The 23584-nt window shown below is 36.8% G+C and carries 21 protein-coding genes and 1 pseudogene; 7 read left to right on the top strand and 15 right to left on the bottom strand.

Annotation, left to right across the window (positions count from 1 at the left end):
* Positions 1-59: 59 nt before the first annotated feature.
* From GD002_RS12830 to GD002_RS12855, 6 genes are all read right to left on the bottom strand, one after another.
* Positions 60-281 carry a hypothetical protein gene (locus GD002_RS12830; protein WP_153732755.1) on the bottom strand — a complete coding sequence of 74 codons (222 nt, stop codon included), beginning with the start codon at positions 279-281 and terminating at the stop codon, positions 60-62.
* Between the two features lie 21 nt (positions 282-302).
* A complete protein-coding gene (locus GD002_RS12835) occupies positions 303-1286 on the bottom strand; it encodes a hypothetical protein (RefSeq protein ID WP_153732756.1) in 984 nt (327 codons plus the stop codon).
* A gap of 640 nt (positions 1287-1926) precedes the next feature.
* Complete coding sequence (locus tag GD002_RS12840) at positions 1927-3417, bottom strand: sodium:solute symporter family protein (protein WP_194841598.1); 1491 nt, start codon at positions 3415-3417, stop codon at positions 1927-1929.
* A gap of 88 nt (positions 3418-3505) precedes the next feature.
* Positions 3506-4990, bottom strand: coding sequence for an aldehyde dehydrogenase family protein (locus GD002_RS12845; protein ID WP_153732757.1), 1485 nt, complete (start codon positions 4988-4990; stop codon positions 3506-3508).
* A 23-nt stretch (positions 4991-5013) separates the two neighbouring features.
* Complete coding sequence (locus GD002_RS12850; RefSeq protein WP_153732758.1) at positions 5014-6186, bottom strand: iron-containing alcohol dehydrogenase; 1173 nt, start codon at positions 6184-6186, stop codon at positions 5014-5016.
* Complete coding sequence (locus tag GD002_RS12855) at positions 6179-7363, bottom strand: M20 family metallopeptidase (protein WP_153732759.1); 1185 nt, start codon at positions 7361-7363, stop codon at positions 6179-6181. Before GD002_RS12855 ends, GD002_RS12850 begins: the two co-directional genes overlap by 8 nt.
* Before the next feature lie 142 nt (positions 7364-7505).
* Between GD002_RS12855 and GD002_RS12860 the strand changes: the two genes are divergently transcribed.
* Entirely contained in the window at positions 7506-9089 is a 1584-nt protein-coding gene (locus tag GD002_RS12860; protein ID WP_194841599.1) for a PucR family transcriptional regulator, read from the top strand.
* Positions 9090-9329: 240 nt separating this feature from the next.
* A complete protein-coding gene (locus GD002_RS12865; protein ID WP_153732761.1) occupies positions 9330-9983 on the top strand; it encodes a reverse transcriptase-like protein in 654 nt (217 codons plus the stop codon).
* Positions 9984-10058: 75 nt separating this feature from the next.
* Here GD002_RS12865 and GD002_RS12870 read toward each other — a convergent pair whose 3' ends face one another.
* The gene (locus GD002_RS12870; protein WP_153732762.1) at positions 10059-10472 is read right to left on the bottom strand and encodes a carboxymuconolactone decarboxylase family protein; all 414 of its coding nucleotides are present in this window, start codon (positions 10470-10472) and stop codon (positions 10059-10061) included.
* Between the two features lie 256 nt (positions 10473-10728).
* On the opposite strand from GD002_RS12870, the gene GD002_RS12875 reads away from it, so the two are divergent.
* Positions 10729-11028 carry a hypothetical protein gene (locus tag GD002_RS12875; RefSeq protein WP_153732763.1) on the top strand — a complete coding sequence of 100 codons (300 nt, stop codon included), beginning with the start codon at positions 10729-10731 and terminating at the stop codon, positions 11026-11028.
* Between the two features lie 38 nt (positions 11029-11066).
* On the opposite strand, the gene GD002_RS12880 is transcribed toward GD002_RS12875, so the two are convergent.
* From GD002_RS12880 to GD002_RS12895, 4 genes are all read right to left on the bottom strand, one after another.
* Complete coding sequence (locus GD002_RS12880; protein ID WP_153732764.1) at positions 11067-11267, bottom strand: cold-shock protein; 201 nt, start codon at positions 11265-11267, stop codon at positions 11067-11069.
* Positions 11268-11518: 251 nt separating this feature from the next.
* The gene (locus tag GD002_RS12885) at positions 11519-12184 is read right to left on the bottom strand and encodes a DUF6518 family protein (protein ID WP_153732765.1); all 666 of its coding nucleotides are present in this window, start codon (positions 12182-12184) and stop codon (positions 11519-11521) included.
* Positions 12185-12334: 150 nt separating this feature from the next.
* Positions 12335-13324 (bottom strand): LCP family protein, encoded by a 990-nt coding sequence (locus tag GD002_RS12890; RefSeq protein ID WP_153732766.1) that lies wholly within the window; start codon positions 13322-13324, stop codon positions 12335-12337.
* Positions 13314-13841 (bottom strand): sigma-70 family RNA polymerase sigma factor, encoded by a 528-nt coding sequence (locus GD002_RS12895; RefSeq protein ID WP_153732767.1) that lies wholly within the window; start codon positions 13839-13841, stop codon positions 13314-13316. The genes GD002_RS12890 and GD002_RS12895 overlap by 11 nt, the downstream gene beginning before the upstream one ends.
* A 1097-nt stretch (positions 13842-14938) precedes the next feature.
* On the opposite strand from GD002_RS12895, the pseudogene GD002_RS12900 reads away from it, so the two are divergent.
* A pseudogene (locus GD002_RS12900) lies at positions 14939-15190 on the top strand (YdhK family protein); the annotation flags it as partial.
* 229 nt (positions 15191-15419) lie between these two features.
* Here the strand turns inward: GD002_RS12900 and GD002_RS12905 are convergent.
* Together GD002_RS12905 and GD002_RS12910 are read right to left on the bottom strand one after the other, a co-directional pair.
* Positions 15420-15680: a hypothetical protein gene (locus tag GD002_RS12905; RefSeq protein WP_153732768.1), complete on the bottom strand. Its 261-nt coding sequence runs from the start codon at positions 15678-15680 to the stop codon at positions 15420-15422.
* Positions 15681-15719: 39 nt separating this feature from the next.
* A complete protein-coding gene (locus GD002_RS12910) occupies positions 15720-16478 on the bottom strand; it encodes a hypothetical protein (RefSeq protein ID WP_153732769.1) in 759 nt (252 codons plus the stop codon).
* Between the two features lie 103 nt (positions 16479-16581).
* Between GD002_RS12910 and GD002_RS12915 the strand changes: the two genes are divergently transcribed.
* Positions 16582-17508 carry an MBL fold metallo-hydrolase gene (locus GD002_RS12915; RefSeq protein WP_153732770.1) on the top strand — a complete coding sequence of 309 codons (927 nt, stop codon included), beginning with the start codon at positions 16582-16584 and terminating at the stop codon, positions 17506-17508.
* 131 nt (positions 17509-17639) lie between these two features.
* Here GD002_RS12915 and GD002_RS12920 read toward each other — a convergent pair whose 3' ends face one another.
* Both GD002_RS12920 and GD002_RS12925 read right to left on the bottom strand, forming a co-directional pair.
* Positions 17640-18488 (bottom strand): hypothetical protein, encoded by an 849-nt coding sequence (locus tag GD002_RS12920; RefSeq protein WP_153732771.1) that lies wholly within the window; start codon positions 18486-18488, stop codon positions 17640-17642.
* 830 nt (positions 18489-19318) lie between these two features.
* Entirely contained in the window at positions 19319-21406 is a 2088-nt protein-coding gene (locus GD002_RS12925) for a carbohydrate-binding domain-containing protein (RefSeq protein ID WP_153732772.1), read from the bottom strand.
* 198 nt (positions 21407-21604) lie between these two features.
* Between GD002_RS12925 and GD002_RS12930 the strand changes: the two genes are divergently transcribed.
* Together GD002_RS12930 and GD002_RS12935 are read left to right on the top strand one after the other, a co-directional pair.
* A complete protein-coding gene (locus GD002_RS12930; protein WP_153732773.1) occupies positions 21605-22291 on the top strand; it encodes a response regulator transcription factor in 687 nt (228 codons plus the stop codon).
* Positions 22284-23582 carry a sensor histidine kinase gene (locus tag GD002_RS12935; protein WP_153732774.1) on the top strand — a complete coding sequence of 433 codons (1299 nt, stop codon included), beginning with the start codon at positions 22284-22286 and terminating at the stop codon, positions 23580-23582. The genes GD002_RS12930 and GD002_RS12935 overlap by 8 nt, the downstream gene beginning before the upstream one ends.
* Positions 23583-23584 lie beyond the last annotated feature (2 nt).

Here is a 23584-nt window from a genome sequence, read left to right on the forward strand (position 1 = left end):
TTACTTTTTAAAACTTTTCTTCTACTAGCCAACTGTGTTTTCTATTGTTGCGAGCATAATTATATTTTTTCATTTATTCTAGAATTTGAAATGTTTTTTTGCGCATCTTGAGTTCTTAATTTATTGGAAAATACTTGTTCCGCATAGCTTGGATTTGTTAATTGTTTGTATCGATCTGTAGCTGCTGAGGTGGATTCATTTATTTTTTTATTGTTTCTAATTGGTTGGAAATTCTTCAATGCGTCAGAAACTGTACTTGAACCGAAAAATTTAAGAAACATCTAAATCCGCCTCCTTTCTTATTATTGTAACAAACTATCTAGCATTAATAAAATGTGATCTTCTGAAGGTATTACACGCTTATCAATAATCGTATGTAAAATAAAATCAAAATCCCCTTCTGCCTCGCAGATAAGTTTAAAATGTAGGTCTACGTATCGTCTATGTTGCTTTTCCTTATGCGTGTTAATATAGTCTTCCATATAAATATTGTTTGAGTTTATCTTCTCTATATGTACTGTTTTAGCGTTTTTTATAAAAATATTTAGAGAAGGCACTTTATAAAAAACGGTTGAATAATGAACAGATTTAAACAGCTTCTTTTTTTGTATTTTCACTTTCCACTTTCCGATAGCTTCACTTATATTTTGTTCATACCACTGGTTATTTTCACCTTCATACTTTTCACGATAATAATTATTAAAGTAGTAAAAAAACATTTGCGCTGTATATTTGTCCATCTTCATTTGATTTAATTTATTAATGTCATACCCTACATTAACATTATTTATATTAGCTATAATATTTTTTTGTATCCACTCATCTAATACTATGGGTACTTTAATTTTTGTTGGAGTTAATTTATTGATTTTTGCGTACTTAGAACGCACATCAAAGACCATATTAAATTCATACAAACTATCTTCAGCTATCGTATGTCGTTCAATCCTAAATAAACGGATCCCAATAATCCCATCAGTGCTTTTCAACCGACTTTCTGCTTTTCTTTTTAGTTTATGAATTACTTGTGCAGTTGGATCATCAAATTCATCCAAAAACTTATATTTAAACCGAAACGTAAAAAAGGGTTCTACTAATATCACACCTAAGATAATCATCGTTCCAGCAACAAAAAATCCCAAATAAAACGATTTAGCGAAAACTGGGGTTACACTAATCCAGTTCACAATAGACGCTGTTGCCATCCCAATTATCAATAGTAATATAAAAAATGAAATCGAGGCTTTCTTTGAATTGAAAATAAGTAAACGTACTCTCTCCCACATTTTTTATTAACTCCAATGCTATGTTGAATTTTTTCTTAACTACTAGTTGAACGCATAATCCACCTTCAGACCCGTAAGCCGTTACAGTGCAATCCATTTTACTAAACGTGATGCAGAATCCATCTTCTATCTCGAATTCTATTAATTTTATTGTATCATTTGTTTAGACCATACGAGAGAATAAATTCTCACTGTTCCAACTGAGTGTAGTTCAGATGGATGTGATTCGTCAAAACAGGGAAATTGAATTATACTCGAGTACAGAGTCGATAGGTATCATGATGTTGTTAGGGAAAATTGAATTTTGCTAGCGATTTTGGGGAAGAAAATGAATTTTAATAGTAACTGTTTAGACGTAGTCATGTCCTTGAAAGCTTTTAAAAAAGAAAACGCTCCCTTATGCATTCAAGTAACTCCTACAAAACCGATGAATCCGCTGTTTCGTTCATAATTTTTCACCACCTGAATTGCCTTTTGAGGATTTAGGATTTAGTATTTAAAATACTATGATAAATATCTAGACGTAAAACAACCCTGATTGTTTATACTTTCATGCGGTTTCTCATGCTTTAAATTAAAATTAAGGTACTAGGTCCCGAAACAATTCAGAATTGTGCGGGGACCTGGTACCTTATGAATTCTACTTACTATCTAAGATAGGCAGATTATTTTTTATTATTTGCTTTTCTTCAATACCCACTAACTCGAAAAACTCTTCATTATTCGATTTATATTTCTCATTATTCGCGGTCATTAATGTAACTAGTACTCCAAAGATTACGGATAATAATACTCCGATTGGGCTAATGAAATGCATTGGTAGATCTATCAGAATACCAATAGAACAATAAACCAAACCTACTATCATTGAGGCGATAGCTCCCATGCTATTATACTTTTTCCAGTACAAGGACATTAGAATTGGAATTGCTACCATTCCTGTAAATGTGGAAAGGAAAAGTAATGAACTTTGAATATTTCCAATGAACATAATCCCTAAAAGCAATGTCGACAGCGCAATTAGAAGTAAAAAAACTCTAGAGATGTATATTTTATATCTGTCTCCCTTGTCTTTTGCCCAATACCTACTTACAACATCATTCACTATTATAGATACTGCTGAATTCCATACCGCAATCATTGTGCTTATTCCAACCATTAACAGTGTCACAAGCAAAAAACCTTGAATGACAGGGCTTGCATAACTATTTATAAGAAGTGGTAATGATTGTTCGGGGTTTGCCAAATTAGGAAAGACAACTCTCGAAAGCATAGTTGCAAGTACAACTATTCCATAAAGAGCAACGATAAAGAAAGTGTTTAGCAACATTGCTTTGTATGCGATGTTTTCATTTTTAGCTGAAAATATACGCTGACCGTACCAAGGGGCAGCAATATATAGAAAGGTAATTTGAAGTCCCCATGTCATCGCTGTTAAAAAGTTAACATCTGTATCCATAACTGGAGCCATAGAGAGTAACTTGGGTTCAAAAACTTGCGATAGACTCCCGAAGCCCCCTGATGCATTATAGGCAATGAACAAAATAGTTGGTATACCTAGTAATATTAAGATAAAGGCAACGACATCTAGACCTATCGCGGTCATTAGCCCACCTGTAATGCTCAATATTAAACATACTAATACTAGGGCGACTGAGAAAAATATCGGATCTACTCCGAGTAGCACGCTGCCGATTACAGTAAGCCCTGCTAAATATGAGGCAGGAGCCAACCATGTATAGAATAATGTAATGATTGCACTGAAAAACCGAATGACCTCACTGCCTTTTTCGTCTTTAAATCTTCTATCAAAGTACTGAGGTATAGTCGAAATATTCAGTCTCCTATATTTCTTAGCTACCGTTAGCGCGTACACTAAAAATACTACTATAAATATTATAGATGTATACCACATACCAACCGTTCCAAATAAATAAGCAACGGAAGCTCCACCGATTAGTGTCGCGGTATTAAATTCTGCTGCAACCAGTGTGCCTGTAAGTGCGAATAAGCCTGTATTACGACCTGCCAAATTATAGTCCTGATAACTTTTCATGTTTTTCAGTGTCGCGATGGAGACCATTACCAGTATACCGAGAAATAATAAAACCATAATATATTTTATAACCATAGAATCCCTCCATTTTTTTGTAAAGAAAAAGCTAGTAAAGAGGAAGTTTACTAGCCTTTTCTATTTCATTCATAATCTACTGTTCATTTTAGTCTAGACTGACCCAGATACTTTTGACCTCTGTGTAATTTTCCAGAGCATAAGATCCCATTTCTCTTCCGAACCCCGAATTCTTATATCCACCAAAAGGTGATGCAGGATCCGTTGCATTATAACAATTAATCCATACAGAACCTGATTTTAATCTATTAGCCATGTTATGAGCCCTAGTTATATTTTGAGTCCAAATGCCAGCACCTAAACCATATGCAGAGTTATTGGCACGTTCTAACGCTTCTTGTTCACTTTCCACTTTAGAGACCACCAATACGGGACCAAAGATTTCTTCTTTTGAAATTCGCATATCGTCTTTTACATCCGCGAAAATTGTAGGTTCTACAAAGCATCCTTGATCCAATGCTTTACCGCCGCAGATAAGTTTAGCGCCTTCGGCTTTTCCTAATTCAATATAGTTCATCACTTGGTCTTTTTGCTCTTGTGACACAAGCGAGCCCATAGTATTACCTGATTGTAACCCCGAACCTAATTTCACATCTTTCGTTAGAGAAACCAGTCTTTCCATAAACTCATCATAAATACTGGAGTGCACATAAGCTCTTGATCCAGCACTACAAACTTCGCCTTGGTTATACATAATACCTGCAAATACTCCGTTTGCAGCTTTTTCTACATTTGCATCATCCAAAACAATATTCGGGGATTTTCCACCAAGTTCCAAAGTTACTCGTTTCATTGTATTCGCTGCTTCTTTCATAATAATTTTCCCTACTTCAGTAGAACCCGTGAAGGCAATCTTGTCTACCGAAGGATGTTTCACTAATGCGGAACCAGTATTTTCTCCATGTCCATTTACAATATTTATTACTCCTTTAGGGAAACCTGCCTCTTGAATTAATTTAGCTAAATAAAGTGCAGATAGCGGTGTCTGTTCTGCCGGCTTTAATACTACTGTACAGCCTGTTGCAAGGGCTGGCGCAATTTTCCACGCAGCCATCATGAATGGGAAATTCCATGGTATGATTTGTCCAACTACACCAATGGGCTCATGCCGAGTATAATTCAAAAAGTTACCATTAACTGGGATGTGTTGCCCAACCAATTTACTTGCCCATCCGCTGAAATATTTAAATTGCCCAATAGCATTTGGTAAATCATTTTCCAAGAGCTCAGACATCGGTTTACCATTATCTAAGCTATCGATTTCGGCAATATATTGTTTGTGTTCTTCAATTAATAAAGCGAGTTTATATATCAAATCTCCGCGTTCCAGTGGGGTCATCGTAGACCATGGACCGTTTTCGAAAGCATTTTTAGCAGCTTGTACAGCTCGATCTATATCTTTTTCGGAAGCTTCATGAATATCTGCTAAGACTTCATTGTTTGCAGGATTTAATGTGTGAAACGTTTTCCCATCAGTGGAAGAAACAAATTCACCATTAATAAACAACTTTTTTTCTTCTTTAAGAAAATCTGATACTACTTGAGATAGCTTAATTGTTTGTATAGTATTCATGAAAATCTCTCCTTTTATTTGGTTTATATAGCCTTATTCAAAATTGCTACTATGTCCTTTTTAGTGGCGCGGCGCGGATTCGCTCCCATATATAGTTCATCATTAAATGCAATATCCGTTAGAACGTCAATGCTCTCCTTACTTACACCGATTTCACCTAGTTTCTCAGGAATTCCTACTTCTTTAGTTAATTCTTTTACTCTTTTCACGCCAGCTTTGGCAGCATCCTCAGTAGACATTCCCGAAGTATTAACACGTAAAGCTTGAGCGATATCTGCAAATTTCTTTGGATTGGCAATCCAATTGTATTCAAGAACATAAGGGAGAAGTATTGCATTTACAATCCCATGGGGAGCATCATATTGTGCTCCAATAGCATGAGAAATACCATGGACCAGTCCAAGACCCCCGTTCGACATACCAATCCCTGTTGTAGTGCTAGCTTGGATCATTCGATTCATAGCAGAAGTATTGGTTGTATCCGAAGAAGCTTCTAAAATAGCTTCACTGATTACACGAACCGCATGAAGGTTTAATGCGTCTGTTATGATAGATCCGTTGCGTGAAACATATCCCTCAATAGCATGTGTCAGAGCATCCATCCCAGTTGAAGCAACAAGCGAACCAGGCATGCCTACTAATAATTCACCATCTAGAATTGCCGCCTTAGGAAATAACCCTTCACCGAAAACCAATTTTTTTGTTTTCAATTCGCTATTGTCTACAGTAATAACACTGGCATGTCCACCTTCACTGCCTGTTCCAACTGTTGTAGCAACAGCGAATACTGGAAGTGGTTCATTGGTATAAAGATCAAAGCCGAAATATTCGTCGATAGATCCTCCATTTGTGAAAAGTACAGCCAATGCTTTTGCTGCATCCACAACACTGCCTCCGCCTACTGCGATAATATTCTGAATACCGTCATTCTTATATTTCTCATAAATTGCGTTTGTTCCAGTTACGTTTGGATTAGGTTTAATATCATTAAAGATTTGTGATTTACTTTCTATATCCGGAAGACTATCAATAACTTTCTGAAGAATACCAGCTCCTTCTATACCTTTATCTGTCACGAATAAAAAGTTTCCATCTAAACCATATTTCTTAATCGCGTCCTTCAAAGATTTTAAACTTCCTGATCCTGTATAAAGTGTCGTTTTCGCCATAAACTCCATATTGTTAAATTCATTCATTGATCTGCATCCCCATTTCCTTTATTATTTGACTCTCTTGATATAAATCTACTGCTTTAAGATAAAATTTTACGGATTTCTCTAAATCATGAATTGAAATAGATTCATCAGGTTGGTGTGCTAGGGCTGTATCGCCAGCTCCAAAGATTAAAATGGGACAATCAAAATGTTTTCTAAAAATAGAACCATCTGTGTAATAGTTAGCACCTTTACTTTCCATTCCTTTTCCATACATTTCTTGATTTACTTCCTTTAACTTCTCAATGAAATCGCTTTCATTTTTGTTTTTTAAAGGTTCTATATTATGAAGAATAGTGTAATCTGCTTTAAAACCAAGCTGTTCTTTTGACAAGTTTTTTAAAACACTGTCAATTTTATTCATGATGGAATGATTTTGTTTAGCTGTCACTGTGCGAAAATCTAAATTAACCGAACAAGAGTCGGGTATTACATTTGTAGCAACACCACCATTAATTATATTAATACTTTGAGTCATGGTTCCCAATAATTCATCTATATCATTTAATTTCAATTGTTTTATTTTAGTTAGAATACTGATCATTGAATCAATCGCATTAATGCCTTCGCTTGGCATGGATCCATGAGCCGTCTTTCCATATGTCTTAATTTCAATCCATAAAGCACCTTTATGCGCAACATATAAATCTAAACCACTCGGTTCGGCAATTATAATAGCTCCAGGATCTTCAATTAAACCTTGTTTGACTGCCGCTTGGGCACCCAGACAATCAACTTCTTCTCCGACCGTACCTACGAAAACAATATCTTGTTCTAAATTATAATTACTTTCTTTCAAAATTATCATCGTTTCAAGAAAAGCTGCAATTCCGCCTTTCATATCCGTTGTACCCCTGCCATAAATCCGACCATCTCTAATTTCTGCTCCAAAAGGGTCGGTTGTCCAAGGCTGTTCACCGATTGGCACTGTATCTAAATGCCCGTTGAAATAAATCTTTTTTTGCGTTGGGTTTCTTCCTCTTAGGATCACGACAATATTTGTGCGATCCTTTTCAACTTGATACAATTTGCATTCCAAACCATAAGTTGAAATTGTATTGCAAAGTAATTCTGCTAACTTTTGCTCATCGCCTGGAGGATTAACAGTGTTGATCTTCACCATATCCTGTAAAAGGCTGACCATCCTATTAGAATTCATATAGCAATCAACTCCTAAATTTCAGATAAAATAAACTAATTAATCTATTTACCTGTTAGACACACTATATATCAGCTATAATTGTACATGTCTACAAAATTAATGGATTTCTATTGTGTTTATGAACAAAGAGGTGAAGACAATGCTATTTAAAGAACTTATAAAATTAAATTCACTTAAAGACTCTAAGGTATTAACTATTTGTCCATTAACTTCTTCTATACAAAATGTGACTTTTATTGATTCACCAGACGGAGATCGTTGGATTAAAGAAGGAGACTTTGTCTTAACAACTGGTTATTTTGCTTCTGGAACGGATGATTGGGAAGATAAGTTTTACGAGTTTATTAAAAAACTAATAGGACATAAAGGGTTTGGCTTAGGCGTAAAAATCGGTAGACACATTCCTTACCTGCCTACTAAAGTCCAAAAGTATGCGATAGAACACAATTTCCCGATTTTTGAGCTGAATAATGAATTAGCATGGTCGGATTTTTTATGGGAGATCACTAACGCTTTATCTCAAGCGAAAGATCATGAAATTCATCAATTAAATACTATTTACGAAAAATTTCATAAACATTTGAAATGTAAAGGTACTATCCAACAGTTAGCGGAGGTTCTATTTAGTATTATTAAAATTCCATTAACTATTTATATTAAGAGCATGAATGTAAGAATTGATTACCCAAACGAACCTACCCTGAAAATAAATTTAGATTATTTGATTAGTACAGCTTTTTATGGAATTAGCAATGACATCCAAACAGTAAAATACGACGAAAATATCTTTACAATCAAATGGATTAATGAAAAAAATATATTGGAGGGGGGTATATTTATTTGGTCAGAAAACACTAAAATAACCCCTAAGATCAAAATTGCCGTGGAACAAACGGCAATTATTGCAAACTTAGAAGTAGAAAATCAAAATATAGTAGCGGCTTTGGAACAAAGACATATTAATAATTTTATTTTAGAGCTTATAAATGGTACATTTGAGTCAAATTACTATGTAGAAGATAAAATGAAAAAATTGGGTTTTGAGATAATGAATCAATATCGTTTGATTTTAATTAATATTGAACATGACAATGAAACCTATAAAGAGAACCTGATGAAAGAAGTGAAACATCTTAAAAATATTAATTTTAATTTGATTTTAGTAGGGAGAAATTACGACAGTGACTTTACCATGCTTATACCCGAAGAGATATTTGATGTTTCTGTTAAAGAACTCTTATATTTCGTTAATACTAGATATTCAAATATTGAAATAAGATGTGGTTCAAGTCGCCCCTACCCTTTACTAGAACTTTCGAAAGCAAATAGAGAAGCTAAAGTATCTGTCTTGATATCAAAAGAAAATAAAACACATGCAAGTCGTTTGATCTTCACGAGATTTGAAGAACTGCATTTAGAAAGAATCATATTTTCAGAATCTCCAATTGAAGAGGCCAAACAAATATATGACGAAACACTTGAGAAAATAAAAATTCACGATCAAGTTTATAACACTGATTTACTACATACATTACATTTATATTATAAATGTGATCTTAATATAGAAAGAACTAGCCAAATGTTATTTATTCATAAGAACACAGTAAGATATAGATTAAAATCTATTTCAAAAATTCTAGATTTAAACTTAGATTTAATTGATACAATGCTCCTTCTCAAAATCGCATTTACATACTATCACTTTAAGGGCAACTATAATTAATTTCAACAAAGGTATTAGGTCCAAATTTCAAAGTACCAGGTCCCGAAACAATCCTGAATTGTGAGGGGACCTGGTACCTTTAATTCCTTAAATATTTTTTATTGTATTCACTACCTTGATTGCCAATAAGGGATTTTGAATATAAAATACTATAACAACTCCCCATGTTTATACATTCGCAAAGTTTCTCATACTTTACATTAACATTCGTAAATAGAAACGAATACAGGAGGAATGGCCATGCAGGTTGTAATTGAATGGACATATAAATCACCAAAGGGAAAAATCACGGTCTTTCAGTCGGAAGAAATGCCCGCGGAAGAGGCGGTTTTGATTGCGGAGGATGTAGAGAAGACCGGTCGTGTGAAGCACCTATCTTTTGTCGATCAACATGACAGTTCGTGGTCGCTAAAGGAATTGAAGGGTTATTTGAAAGGTATTGAGACTACTCCGCACAACATTACGGTCTATTTTGATGGAGGATTTGATTGGGAGCAGAAGATGGCGGGTCTCGGCTGCGTCATTTATTACGATCAAAATGGAAAATCGTACAGAGTAAGAAAAAATGCAGCTGTCCATGGATTGACATCGAATAATGAAGCGGAATATGCTGCTCTTCATCTCTGTTTGCAGGAGTTGGAGATTCTCGGAGTTCACCACTTACCTGTTCGGGTTCTTGGAGATTCGCGAGTCGTGATTCATCATGTAACGGAAGAGTGGCCAGTTATTGAAGAAGAGCTATATAGCTGGGCCAATAAAATCGAGGCAAAAATGGAGGCGCTTGGACTCCAGCCGCAGTATGAACTCATTTCCAGAAAAGCGAATGGTGAAGCAGACAGACTGGCTACACAGGCGATCGCTGGTGTAGAAATCATGGCAACTATTGAAAAATGAGCAGGAACGATAACGCAAAAAAGAGTTCTAATCAACCTGAACCCTGTCGATTAGAACCTTCATGTGAAAGTGGAGTTAATTATCATCAGTTGCCGTAATAGAAACTCCGCGTTCTGCAAATACTTTTTGTGCAACAGCTAACGCATTCAGCACACTTGGGAAACCTGTATACGGGATCAGGTGCATGATGCAGCCGATGATTTCGTCAGGTGTCAATCCGACGTCGAGACCCGTCTTAATATGCATTTGAATCTGCGGCTTTCCTTGTGCAACAAGTGCCGTGATCGTTGTAAGGACTTTTTGTTTATTGTCTAGTCCAGGACGCGAATAAATATCTCCAAACGCAAATTCCACAACATATTTGGTTAAGTCAGGCGCCACATCCTTAAAACTCTCACCAATCTCCATATCCCCCGCTGGATTGTCTTCACCGGATAATGTAAGTTCCATTAATTTTTCTAGACCACGCTGATAACGATCTTCTGCCATATGTAATAACCTCCCTGATAGTTTGATTCGCCATTTTGTCTACTATGCAGAGCTTTCTATGGTGAGGTCAAATGGCGTCAATACTATTCATTGTAACAAAGTTTGCTAGAAACCCAAGTGTTGTGATCATTCTTACTAGGAGGCACGATGTGGACATGGTCCTATACTGAAACGGTCCGTAAGAACTGAATTCATTTCCGAAAGTCGTCACTTCGTTTATACTTGAATTACATGATGAACAATGGAGGCTAGCACTTTGGATTACAAAAATATCGATCAACAAATTATCCAGAAATATAAAGAGGACGAGACACTGATGATCCGCCTGTTTGTAAAGTGGTGCGCGAATCATCAGCTAGAACCACAAATATTGTACCAAAAAGCATACCCATCGCAATCGGTAAATTCTGCCTTGATGGAAGTCGTGGAAAGTGATGATGGATTTGAGGAATTGCACATAGACAACGAAACGATGTTGGATGTCTTGCAATTGTTTGGAAATGACGATTTGGCGTTTGTGGTGGCTGATGAAATAGAGAATTTTAAAAGCATATAAAAAAGACCCTACCAAGTAGGGTCTTTTTTTAGCTATTATTAAGCTTTTTGAACGTTTGTAGCTTGTAGGCCACGTTGTCCTTGTTCAATGTCAAATGTTACGCTTTGACCTTCGTCTAAAGATTTGAAACCGTCGCTTTGGATTGCTGAGAAATGTACGAATACGTCCTCTCCTGCTTCACGCTCGATAAAACCAAAACCTTTTTCTGCATTAAACCACTTAACTGTACCTTGTTCCATAATTGTTGCCTCCTAGTGCGGATCTCCACACATTATATTACTATCCCTGCTCAAATACCTTAGACGAAAAACAAAATCTTTTCTCAATCTGAAACGAACAAAAATAATTCTTCTTTAGAATAACAGATATAATTTTAAATAGCAACTAATATGATTCTTACTTCTAATAAAACTTCTAATAAAGAATGGCCTTATGTAGATAAAGTGCAATTCCTTGTTATAGAATTGCGCCCGATCGCTGATCAAATTGACTAGACATACTCCCATAAGCCAAAGTATGTATTACATTTTATTAAGAAGAAAGAAAGTATGATGGATAGCGGTAAAATAATGAGGAACTGTATTTTATTTTTTGGAATGATAAGTAATAAAACAACTATCATGAGTAGATATATCCCCATAAGCCATGGTATTAAATAATAATGAGTGTGAATTGGTAAGTAGGCGTTACGTAATTCTACCCCTTCTGACAGTAATACTGTGATGGGAAGAGCCAACATGATGTTAGAAAAAAATCCGCTTTCACGCGAATACCACATCATATACGCACAAACAGGAGCTACAGCCGCACACATGCTCCAAAAAACAATTTCTCTCGCAGGAAAAAAATTCAAAAACAGTACGGTGTACACATAATAAACCGTCAGCACCGCCCCGAAAAAAGCGAATACTTTTACAGCCGCTAACTTGGGGGAATAACTGAAAACCGATAAAAGCGTGGCAACAAAAATCCAAATACCAAGACGATCCCCTATATCCGTGAAACCCAAGTCAATATAATAAGGGTTATCCACAATCTTTGCCAATAAACCTAGAATACCCCCGATAATAAGTGCATTCACTATTGAAATTACTTTTTGTTTTGTGGTTGTTTTTTTCGTAATTCTAACCCAAGTTAACTTTTTATAAATTTCCATTGTACCCCTCTCATTTTTCACCCTATGTATATCAAAAAATCATGTTACATAGGCTCGCACGATGCGGCGATCTTCGTCTGTCTTCTTCATTATCAAGGGACTGCCAACCGCCCATGCATCCATACTCTTCATCAGTATAACGTTACAAATTTAATTAAATGTAGTTAACTCTTCTGAAACTGAATGTAAGAAGTCTTTCTCAAACGTAATATAGTATCGTTCATCTATCAATTCATCTTTCATTCCATCGATTAATGATACCGATTGTATCGAGTCCAGTTCCATTTTATTCTCTACTAATTGTTCAATTGGCATATTGCCTTCTATTTTCGTAGTAAATTGTGTTAACTGTGGTTGCGGGATTTCGTTTTTTGTTTTATTCATAACCGTACGAATGAGGTGTAATAGGTCATCTTCATCCAAGCTTCTTCCCACTGTAGCATCCATCAGTAATGCCAACACCTCTTCGCCATTCAAACGATTCGTTCCCTTTTGGAATTCAAATGCCACTTTTGTTATAGCTCTGACTCGAATATCCTCTGACAATTCGTAATCTATCCCATTCACTGAATCAATCATTGTAGAAAAAGTTTCTAAATCCATCACCGTATAATAATCAATTGGTATATCAAATAGCTTAGAAACTGTTGTTTTTACACTTTCAGCTCCCCCTGAACCGTTACCATATGCAAATGTCAGTTTATCATATGAAGTAGTGCCCTTCGTATCCACTATCGGCGCATACGTATCACGAGGGATAGATAGAACTTTCATCATCTTTTTTTCTTTACTATACGTAAGTAAAAGGTTAATAGGTACTCGATTATCTTCATCTTTCACTGTAAATAAAGCAGTAAAATCTTTGTCGGTTTGAGACACCACTCCATGTGAATTAGTTCCGTTATTTTTGGTAATAATGTTACCTTGAAGAATCGATGGGATAAATAATACGATACACAAACTTACCATTACCAAGGAAACTGCAAGTGGAACTAGTTTACCAAGCCATTTCTTTTGGGGATGAAACTCTTCCTCCATTTTACGAATTTGTTCAAACACTTTATTTCGATCTTCTTTCGTAAAGGTTAGTTCATGATCTTCCTTATTCGTAAATTTTGCTTTTACTCGTTTATCTTCCATTGAATTCTTCCTCCTTTATCACCGACTGCAATCTTTGCTTTGCTCTTCTTAATCGGGTTTTCACTGTATTAACTGAAATATCTAGAACCGTAGCAATTTCTTCTGAATTTAATGATTCATAATAGTACAGAAACACCACTTCTCGATATACTTTTGGAATTGAAGAGATGGTGTCTTTCATTTCATCGCTATTGTATTTATCCATAACCGTTTTCTCTACGGACGGAGATATGGACCTTGCCGTTTCATTTATAAAACTTTTTACTTGGACCATTTTGTAATTCCAACTCTTTAAGTAATCTTTACATTCATTAATGGTAATACGATAGAGCCATGTTTTAATTTTTGCGTCATTTCGATACGAGTCTAGGTTTTTGTAGCATTTAATAAACGTATTTTGAACCATGTCCTTAGCAGTCTCGGTATCTTTCACATAAGAAAATGCCAATCGTACCAAATCATTACCATATTCAATCATCACTTTTTCTAATATAAAATCTTTTTCTTCTCTGTCCAATCTACTACCCTCCCTTTCCACCTACTTCAAATTCTGCTATTAGACGATTAGCAAATCATAATAGGTTCAAATTTTCGAAACTAGTTTTCTATGATTCATTCCCCTAACATTTTACAAAGAAAAAAGCATCATTTTAGATGCTTTACTTTGTGAATATTTGATACTCTACCCTGCCGTTTTAGGTTCAATATTCAACAAAAGCGTTCGTTTGTTATACATCCTTCTCTTGAATTTGTCGTTATATTTTGGTTGTTTCTATACTTGGTTTCTCAAATGTTCTCAGTAGGGATATGAAATATTTCATAATAAAATTCCCAAAACAAAATAGTGATACATACAATAGCCTTTTAAATCAACATTTACACGTTCAAAGATATTTCGTTCCTTATAAATTTCATTCCATTTTAGCGACCCACATGTTAGTGCTGTATAACGTCTAAGGTCATCAGCAATTTTCTTTTTATAGATTTTCTAATATAAACTGTCGTTCGTCATTGAAAAGTCCTTACTTTCGTATGATCGTGTATTTTCCAACGTTTTGTACTTGGCATCGAATCTATCCTAACGATAGGAATGTTCATAAAAAGTGTTTGGCTAAAGAACGAAACATTTCGACTATAGATCCATATACTAGCTTAGAATTTGGAATGGAGGAAATTTTTTTGACTTCTACTATGCAAAACGGTTTTGGAAGCAATCCTATGGGAATGAATATAAGTAGTGACGCTCATTTAATAGAAGACGTTTCAAGAGCTATTATTTTAGAAGTTCAAGCTTATAATTTTTATCAAAGATTAGTTGAATTAACTCCCAATGAACAGTTTCGACAGATTATTTTTAGAATACAGCGAGATGAAATGAAGCATTATCATTGGTTTACAATGATTTTAAGGATGATGGGTGGACAACAACCACAAATTCCTTTTGGAGAAATACCAAAAGATTTTACAGAAGGTGTCCAGAAAGCAATTCAAAAAGAGTTAGAAGCCTCTTCTTATTATCAGGATATTTCGTCAAGAGCAACCACTCATCCTGTTCAAATGCACTTCATGCACGCCTCACATGATGAACAACGACATGCAACTTGGTTTCAAAATATGTTACTGATGGACAATATGGAAATGAATCATTCAAATTCAAATGCAGTTCCTAAAGGTTTAAAAGTAGCTGAAAATCCCGCTTTCCCAATAGGAAGTAAAGCTATTATCAATGCTGACCATATGCCTAATATGAAGGGTGCAGAAGCTACAATTGTAGGTGCCTATGACACAACTGTGTATATGGTCAATTATACTTCTACTACAGGAGAAAAAGTGACAAATCATAAGTGGTTAATAGAAAGTGAACTATCAGCAGAATAATTGAATCATATTCTAAGATTGCGCAGAAGGCTTAATAATTGATAAAAACCCCTCTCAAAAAGAAAGGCTTTAATCAATTATTAAGCCATTTTCAACACATTTACGATAAAGTTTTGCACACTCTTGGCAATGTGTATCTTGAAACTTTTCACAATCAACAGCATATGCTTCGCAAACATCTGCAACTACGCTGATTGCAAATTTAACTCTGCGTCGCTTATTTACTTGACGAGACAATACTTACTGTATAGATAATGACTGCTGACACGATTACTGCCGTGTACACATACCAAATTTCTAAATGTAGCAGTGTTGTGATGAAACAGCCTGTGAGCACAGTTGTTCCTCCACCTACTATATGTCTGATCACTGACGAGGGTAAGAATCGGCCCCCTGCTTGATACACTAAAAAACCGACAACTGCACTGATTATCGCTGAAAATACAATCACCGAAAAAGTCGTGAAATATATAAACATAGAAACACTCCCTAGTAAGTTGTAATTCTAGGCTTGCGGCTACTGTGGCGTTTCGACCACTAACCGCCCTTTTTGTTTGGCCACATTAAATGAGACGTTTTTACCGTTTTCTAGGTCAGCTGTAATCGATTCTTTTGGATAGCGTTCATCTGTATAGATAAATACATAGCCAGCTTCTTCAACCACAATGAATCCTTCGTGCTCCCCTTGCTCCAATTGCAATAATCCGTACCCCTCTTTAGAATAATTGAATACCGCAATGGCGGGCGTGTCATTAATAGTCAGTGCAAAGACTGTTAATTCACCTTTGATCCAAACGTCATCTTTCGTTATGTGTGCGTTCTCTTTATCTAATGAATACGGATCCCCATGAATAAACTCTACTTCCCGCCAAAGTTCTTGCTGTGTTGGATACCCACGATTTGACCAGGTGGCTGTTTGCGTCACTTGTCCTTTTTTATCAACACGTAAGGTGACGCCCATTGTTGGTGTATTTCGATCATTCACATCAAATTCACCGACACTGATACCATTTTCATAATGCTTAGGTGAAATTTGAAATTCTCTATTGGGATATGTTTCTGATAGATATTCAATAACTTGTTCATAACGATTAGCATGCGTATTCGTTTTTAATGTAGGATAATATAAGTAGGATCCCACATACCCAATCACCAACAGGCCAGTCAGCGTAATCGCCAGCTTTTTTCTTTTTCTAAGTATCAGCCAATTCAGTAGGATCACCACTGCTAGTGCCATGCCGATTAGTAAATACATAATAAGTTCACCAGGATTCATAGAATACCTCCTAACTTGTCGTTGACTTTTTTTATCACTTAGTAAACATATTAGCTATTTTCCTATTTTCTAAATAATTCCGCAACCGAAAGGACGTTACTTGATGTTACAAAAACAGCGCTATGCCAACTTACAGGATGTGGACAATCAAAAGTCCCTATTTGATCTGCTCCGCTGGCAGAAAGAACGCATGAAAAATAAAAAAGATCTCAGTATCCTGATCGAACAGGCACCATCCAAGCAAATCGAACAACTGCATACCAATCGGACCGATGCTTCCATCACCTGGATCGGACATTCGACCTTTTTGATTCAGTTGAACGGGCTAAATCTGATCACGGACCCGGTCTGGGCTGCACGCATGGGTTTTCAGAAGCGGTTGACGCAGCCTGGCATCCAGTTGAACGATTTGCCGGAGATTGATGCAGTATTCATTTCCCACGGTCACTATGATCACTTGAGTTTCGGAACGATCAAACGACTGAAAGGAAGGCCGACGTACTTTGTTCCCGTTGGATTAGGCCGACTTTTCAAAAGACGTGGCTATCGAAAGGTAATCGAAGCAGCATGGTATGATTCATTCGTACTGGACGACATGACATTCACGTTTGTTCCCGCGCAGCATTGGACAAAGCGTACACTTACTGACACGAACAGTTCCCACTGGGGCGGCTGGATCATCGAGAGTAAGGAGCATTCTATCTATTTCGTTGGAGATACCGGCTATTTCAGTGGTTTTCAAGACATTGCTGCGAAATTCATTATTGACACCGTGCTGATGCCGATCGGTGCCTATGAGCCGGAGTGGTTTATGAAAACGGACCACATTAACCCGGAAGATGCGGTGAAAGCTTTCATGGAGCTGAACGGAAAGACATTTATTCCGATGCATTACGGTGCTTACCATTTGGCAGACGACACTGGACCAGAAGCGATGGTAAGACTGGATGCAGAGTGGCGCAGACTGGGTATAGACACCTCTCAATTGAAGAAACTGCTCATTGGGGAGACGTATTGGCTATCAAAATAAGGGTGCCAGTTCCCAAAGCAATTCTGAATTGTTTGAGGGGCTGGTATATCACTTTTCGGAAACGACGAATTGGCGTTTGTTGTGGTACACGAAATACAGAATTTCAGACTACTATGAGTTCACTATATTTCTCATTTCAAATTGGTACTTAAAAAAACATTCAAATAGTTAGTAAGAGGCACAGTAGTTAGTTCTTTCTGAGCTTCGTTCCATTCATACAGTGTTACGTTAGAATTTAGCAAATGTGATAGGTTAGGAATCGTTTCTAACATTTCTAATACAAGTTCATTTTTCATTCGGCTTGACCTAGAATTTTGGGTGTTATTTTGAATAATCGTTCTAATAATACCTAACATAATATCAATAAATTCAATGCCAAATTCTTTACGTTTTAACAAATAGCTCACTTCTCTAATTCTGTAACGTTCCCCCCTATATAACGATTGAATATTGAGTTGTTCAAACATTGTTACTTTCAAGTCTTTTTTATTTGAAGTATGATCGGTGGAGTGAGTACTTTTTTGAGTGCCCGAATAACTAGTATTATGTTCAATAAATACAGAAGCATCGATATATGTATCTTGCCCATATTTTCGGACTAAACCATAAACTACACGCTCAGGGAGTTTCGTATAAATTGTGTGGTCGGTAATTTCTGAATAAAACGATTTTATTGGTTTCGCCATTTCCTCGAATTTGTTCATTTTGTATGAAATAACATTTACTTTCAACAGGTGCTGATAAACCATAAGTTTTTTTACCAGAGTTATTCTTCTTCTTTTAGCGCTACTGTCTCCTGTATAATCAGTCCAATGAATTGGCTTTTTTCCTTCTTTAATTAAGTCGTATAAATCGTTTAAGCTGTCTAACTCATAGCAGGCAGTTGGAATTAAAACAGCGCCCATTAAATTAGGATAATCTTTATCTTTTCTGCTTTCATCAAAGAATATTTTTATTTTATGTGGATGATCTTTTGACATAACTTCACCTCAATGAATATATATTTGAAGAATGCTACATACTTTGTTATAATAAGCATACATCAAAGTTATACAACATGGAATTGACCACGCTATTGTAGTCTGTGAAATGTTGTGAAATGCTCACTATCGACCGCGCTTATGTAGTCTGTAGTGACATTGCTACTAATGTATGCTTTATTTTGAGAATTTTTTTATTAATAACTATAAGGTACCTGATCCCAAGACAACTCAAGTCGTCTGGCAATCAGATACCTTTTTTATTTGCTCATCCACTTTTTAAATCAACTTCAATTGGCGATTCACATATTCCTTATGAAATTAAGTGCGAGAGGACCAGGTACTTTGAGCTAAAAGGAGTCGACGCTCTATAATCTACCTTTAAGTCCATCAAACGTTCCCATGGTAGCCGTTTTAATCCACGTCATGTAGAATCCATCCTCTTCTACCTCGAATTCTGTTAATTTTATTGTATCATTTTTTCAATTCATAGGAGGGAATACTATTCGCTGTTACAATTGAGTGTAGTGGAGCTGGATTTGATTCGTCAAAACAGGGAAATTGAATTTTGTTTCGGTACAAAGTGGATTGGCATCACGTTGTTGTTTGTGAGAATTGAATTTCGCAAGCGATTTAGGGGGAGAAAATGTATTTTAGGAGTTTATTATTTGATTGTTTTTCACACAGATACCTTTCAAACTAAAAAGCACCTCATCCCTACTATATCAGCCAGGAACAAAGTACTTTTCTCTTTGCATATCTTCAAAAAATCTCCATGAATCTTGATGAAGTGTACCCGTGCAAGAAACTATCGTGGAAACAGGTCCCCATCATCTGGGAATCTCAACCCCTAGTTCTTCTAGCTGTTTTTGTGCTTCTTCCCAAGTAATAGTTCCTTCTCTTTGTTCGTCCATAATGCTTTGGACTTTAGTTCTCGTTTTCTCATCCAGATTAGAAAATATCTCTTCTCTATTTCCTTTTCCCTTTGGCGGTAATTGGCCGTCATTTGGAGCTTTCATCCCATCTGGTTTCTCCATACCCTTCGGTGCTCCCATTCCACCAGGACCAGATTTTTTTGCAGTGGTGATACCAGATTCATCAAGCCATGTCACTGTGTCTGAAATTGTGAACTCCACTACTTTCGTTCCACCTTGATAGTCACTATCTTCAAAAAGACCATCACTTTCTTTACCAGATGTTGTATCTCCTGAATAAAGTGTATAGGAAGCATCTTTCGTCAGTTTTGGAGAACTAATGACAACCGATTGATAGTCTTTTTCGGGCGCAAATGTCACAATTTCCTTTCCTTCACTATCTTCTAGATGCAGTATAATTCCTGCAGATTGTGTTTTCGGATAACTCATCAAAATCGTATTCTGCGATGAGTTTTCTGAAGTGGCCATCGCCATACCAGAACTTCCGGCAGCGATGAGAACACCGCCACTTATTTCAAAGTCTTCGTCATAATCCAGCGCGCCATTCCCATTATTCGTTGGTCCATTTACAATCACTGTGCCGCCTGTCATGGATATAGAACCATTTGAATCCAGACCATCTCCAGCTGCGTCAACATAAATATAGCCACCATTTATTGAAAGCAGACGATCGTCCGTTTGTTCAGTAGACGTGTCTACATTATCACTGCCTCCGCTAATGTTAATGCCATCATCATTCGCTTTAACATGAATTTCTCCGTCCAAGATTGCGATCGAACCACTCTCTATCCCCTCATAACTCTTGGTAATGTCGATATTTCCTCCTTTGATCAGAATGGATGTATCAGCATGAATTCCATCATCACCGGTAGCCACGTTTAACTCCCCACCCGTTATCGTGACAGAGTGGTTGCTGTGTATCGCATCATCTAATGAATCCAGTGTAATGCTTCCCCCGCCAATTGCCACTTCTTCATTTGCCTTAAGCCCTTTGGCACTAGCTGTCTCAGAGCTAGTGTCAGCTATGCTTGTATCCATTTCACCAGGGGCCGACCTCCCCATTTCGACATTCGCTATGTTTTCAGGGCTGCCGCCTCCAGATGAAATGTTGAAATCTCCGTCTGCAATCAGAAGGTACGTCTCCGCCTGAATGCCATCATTCACTGACTTAATATCAAAACTTCCTCCTTCAATGGCAATGATCCCTTTTGAAGCATCTTTGTCATTCATGGACTTCATCCCGTCGCCACTCGCTTCGATACGGACACTTCCCTCTTTAACAGCAAGGAGATCACGTCCGACTATTCCGTCATCAGCTGAATGAATTTGGATGGTTCCTCCTGTAATTTTCAATTGGTCTTTACTGGTGATTCCATCGTTATAATTGCCTTGCACGACTAGTTTCCCACTGCCGTTAATGGTCAGATCGTCTTTGCTAAATAACGCTGCATTCGGCTCGTCTTCCTCTGAATTCTCATAAACATACTTTGCTCCATCTGATAAAACGTTTTCTGTTCCTTTTTCTAATGAAATAATCGTTTTTTCAGCTTGTTTCACATAGATTGCGGAAGTAGTGGAAGAATGAATGTCCGCACCATTCAAAACGAGTCGTACGATGCCATCGTCTTCTGTATCCACAATGATTTGCCCGTCATCCAGCTTTCCTTGGATTGTATACACACCTGACGTTTTTATCGTGATGATGTTTTTGTCGATGACGACTTCCCTATCACCTTCAAAGCTTGCACTACTTCCATTCAACTGAATAGACGTTGCGTCTTCCCATTCATTATAAAAGTCTTCATCGGAATAGGTTACATGCTCGCTAATCACACTCGCTACTTCTTGACGTAAGCTCTCCGCTTCTGCAGTAGACTCATTATGGGTAGGTACATTTTTTGTATCATTACTGCAAGCGAACAACAATGCGGTGCATAGAAGAGAGGCGCTTACTTTCATAAATTTAGAATGTTGTCTTTTCATTTTAAGCTCCTTATTGCAAAATGAAATTTCATCCATTTAGTAGATGATGTTTTGCTATGATCCCTATTATTCAGGACGAACCTTAAACGAAGCTTAAAAAAAGACGTTTTACATTAAAGTTTGCTTTTATGTCAATCGGTCCTATAATCTATCGTAAACCATTAAAAATTTGCTACATGATACAAAGGGGGGCACGTCATGAAATTACTACTCATTGAAGATGACAAGTATCTCTCTGAATCAATAGTTGAAACAACAAAGGAACTGTTCGAAACCGAGCAGGCTTTCGATGGAGAGGAAGGACTGTTTCTTGCGCAGCAAAACATTTTCGATGTCATTATTTTAGATATCATGCTTCCGTATATGAACGGTTATGAAGTGTTAGAAAATTTAAGAAAGCAAAACGTCACAACGCCAGTCATTATGCTGACAGCCAAAGATGGAATTGATGACAAGATTAAGGGTTTTAAAGTGGGGGCAGACGACTACTTAGTGAAACCATTCCATCGAGAAGAACTAGTCGTGCGGCTAGAGGCAATAGTAAGGAGAACAAGTGGTTTAGTAAAGGAAAATATCCTAACTTTTAAGGACCTCCATTTGAATATTAAAAATAAAACCGCGGAAATTAATGGAGAAGCACTTAAGTTGAATGGAAAACAATTTGATTTGCTGGAGTATTTGATGAACAATCAAAACGCTATCTTGACCAAGGAACAGATTTTTGATCGAATATGGGGATTTGAGTCTGATACGTCTACAACAGTTGTAGAAGTGTACGCCAGTAATTTACGAAAAAACCTTAAGAAGTTTGGGTATGACCAACATATCAAAACCTTCCGGGGGTTAGGTTATATGTTGGAAGACCATGGTGAAGGAAATGTTTAATAAACTCATTTTCAAGAAACAGCAGCTAAAGTTTATGATTTTCAACCTAATCGCTTTTACTGTGATTTTCACGATCTTTAGTATTATCATTTTCAGCCAAGTTCAACATACATTATTTTCAAAGACAGACGAGGAACTGTTATCATTTAAAGACATGATAACAGATAACAATTCAAAAGATTTACGACGACCTCTTAAAGATGGGGACTTGGAACGGCCTGTGCCTGCTGACGAGAGAAGGAAAAATATGCCGAATCCCCGGATGATTGTGTTGCATTGGGATAACGCAGGAAATATACGGAATGAAAATGAAATCGGAACTTTATTTTACGAAAACTACTTACAAGATTATAAGTTGGATAAAACAACTATGAACACGATTACCATGACGAAAATCAGTGATCAGTATCACTTCAGATATATTCTTTTCGAAGATCCTAATGGTGAGACCGAAACTGCCTATACACAACTGATGATCAACGTGGATGCTGAACAAACCATCATTTCCAACTTTGAGAAACTGATCATTATCTGCTCGGTACTCTTCATTGTCCTCTCTATTTCCGCTAGTTTCATCTTATCTAAAAAGATGATGAAACCGATTATTCATTCTTGGAATAAGCAGGCGGAGTTTGTTGAAAATGCATCACATGAACTTAGGACGCCGTTGACGATCATTCAAAATAAGCTGGAGTTTCTCCTAACGGCACCGCAAGAGAGAATTTCAGATAGATTTGAACATATCGCCCTGAGCTTGTCTGAAACAAGGCGGTTGTCCAAACTCACTTCGGATTTATTGACCTTGGCAAGAGCAGATTCGGCAGAAACACAGATTGTGAAGCAATCCATTCATATCGATACATTCATCCAAAACGTTTGCAACCCGTATAAGGAAATTGCTGAGTCGCAGGAGAAGCACTTTTCGCTAACTTGTCAAAGCCCTTTTACTATAGAAGCAGATGAAACTCGGCTACATCAACTATTGGTCATTTTATTGGACAACGCTTTAAAATATACGACCGAAAATGATAGCATTCGTGTGAAAACATATGCCGAGGATCAGAAAGTTGCAATTGAAGTGAGCGATACGGGGATCGGGATCAAAGAAGAAAATATCCGTTACATTTTCGATCGCTTTTACCGAGAAGACAAATCCCGAACTAGAGAAACTGGAGGTATGGGATTAGGCTTGTCTATCGCCCAGTGGATTGTATCCATGCACAATGGAACGATTCATGTAATCAGGAACCAGAATAAAGGAACCACTTTTATCGTCAGACTTCCAAAGTAAGA

This window comes from Sporosarcina obsidiansis (genome assembly GCF_009651005.1).
GTDB lineage: Bacteria > Bacillota > Bacilli > Bacillales_A > Planococcaceae > Sporosarcina > Sporosarcina obsidiansis.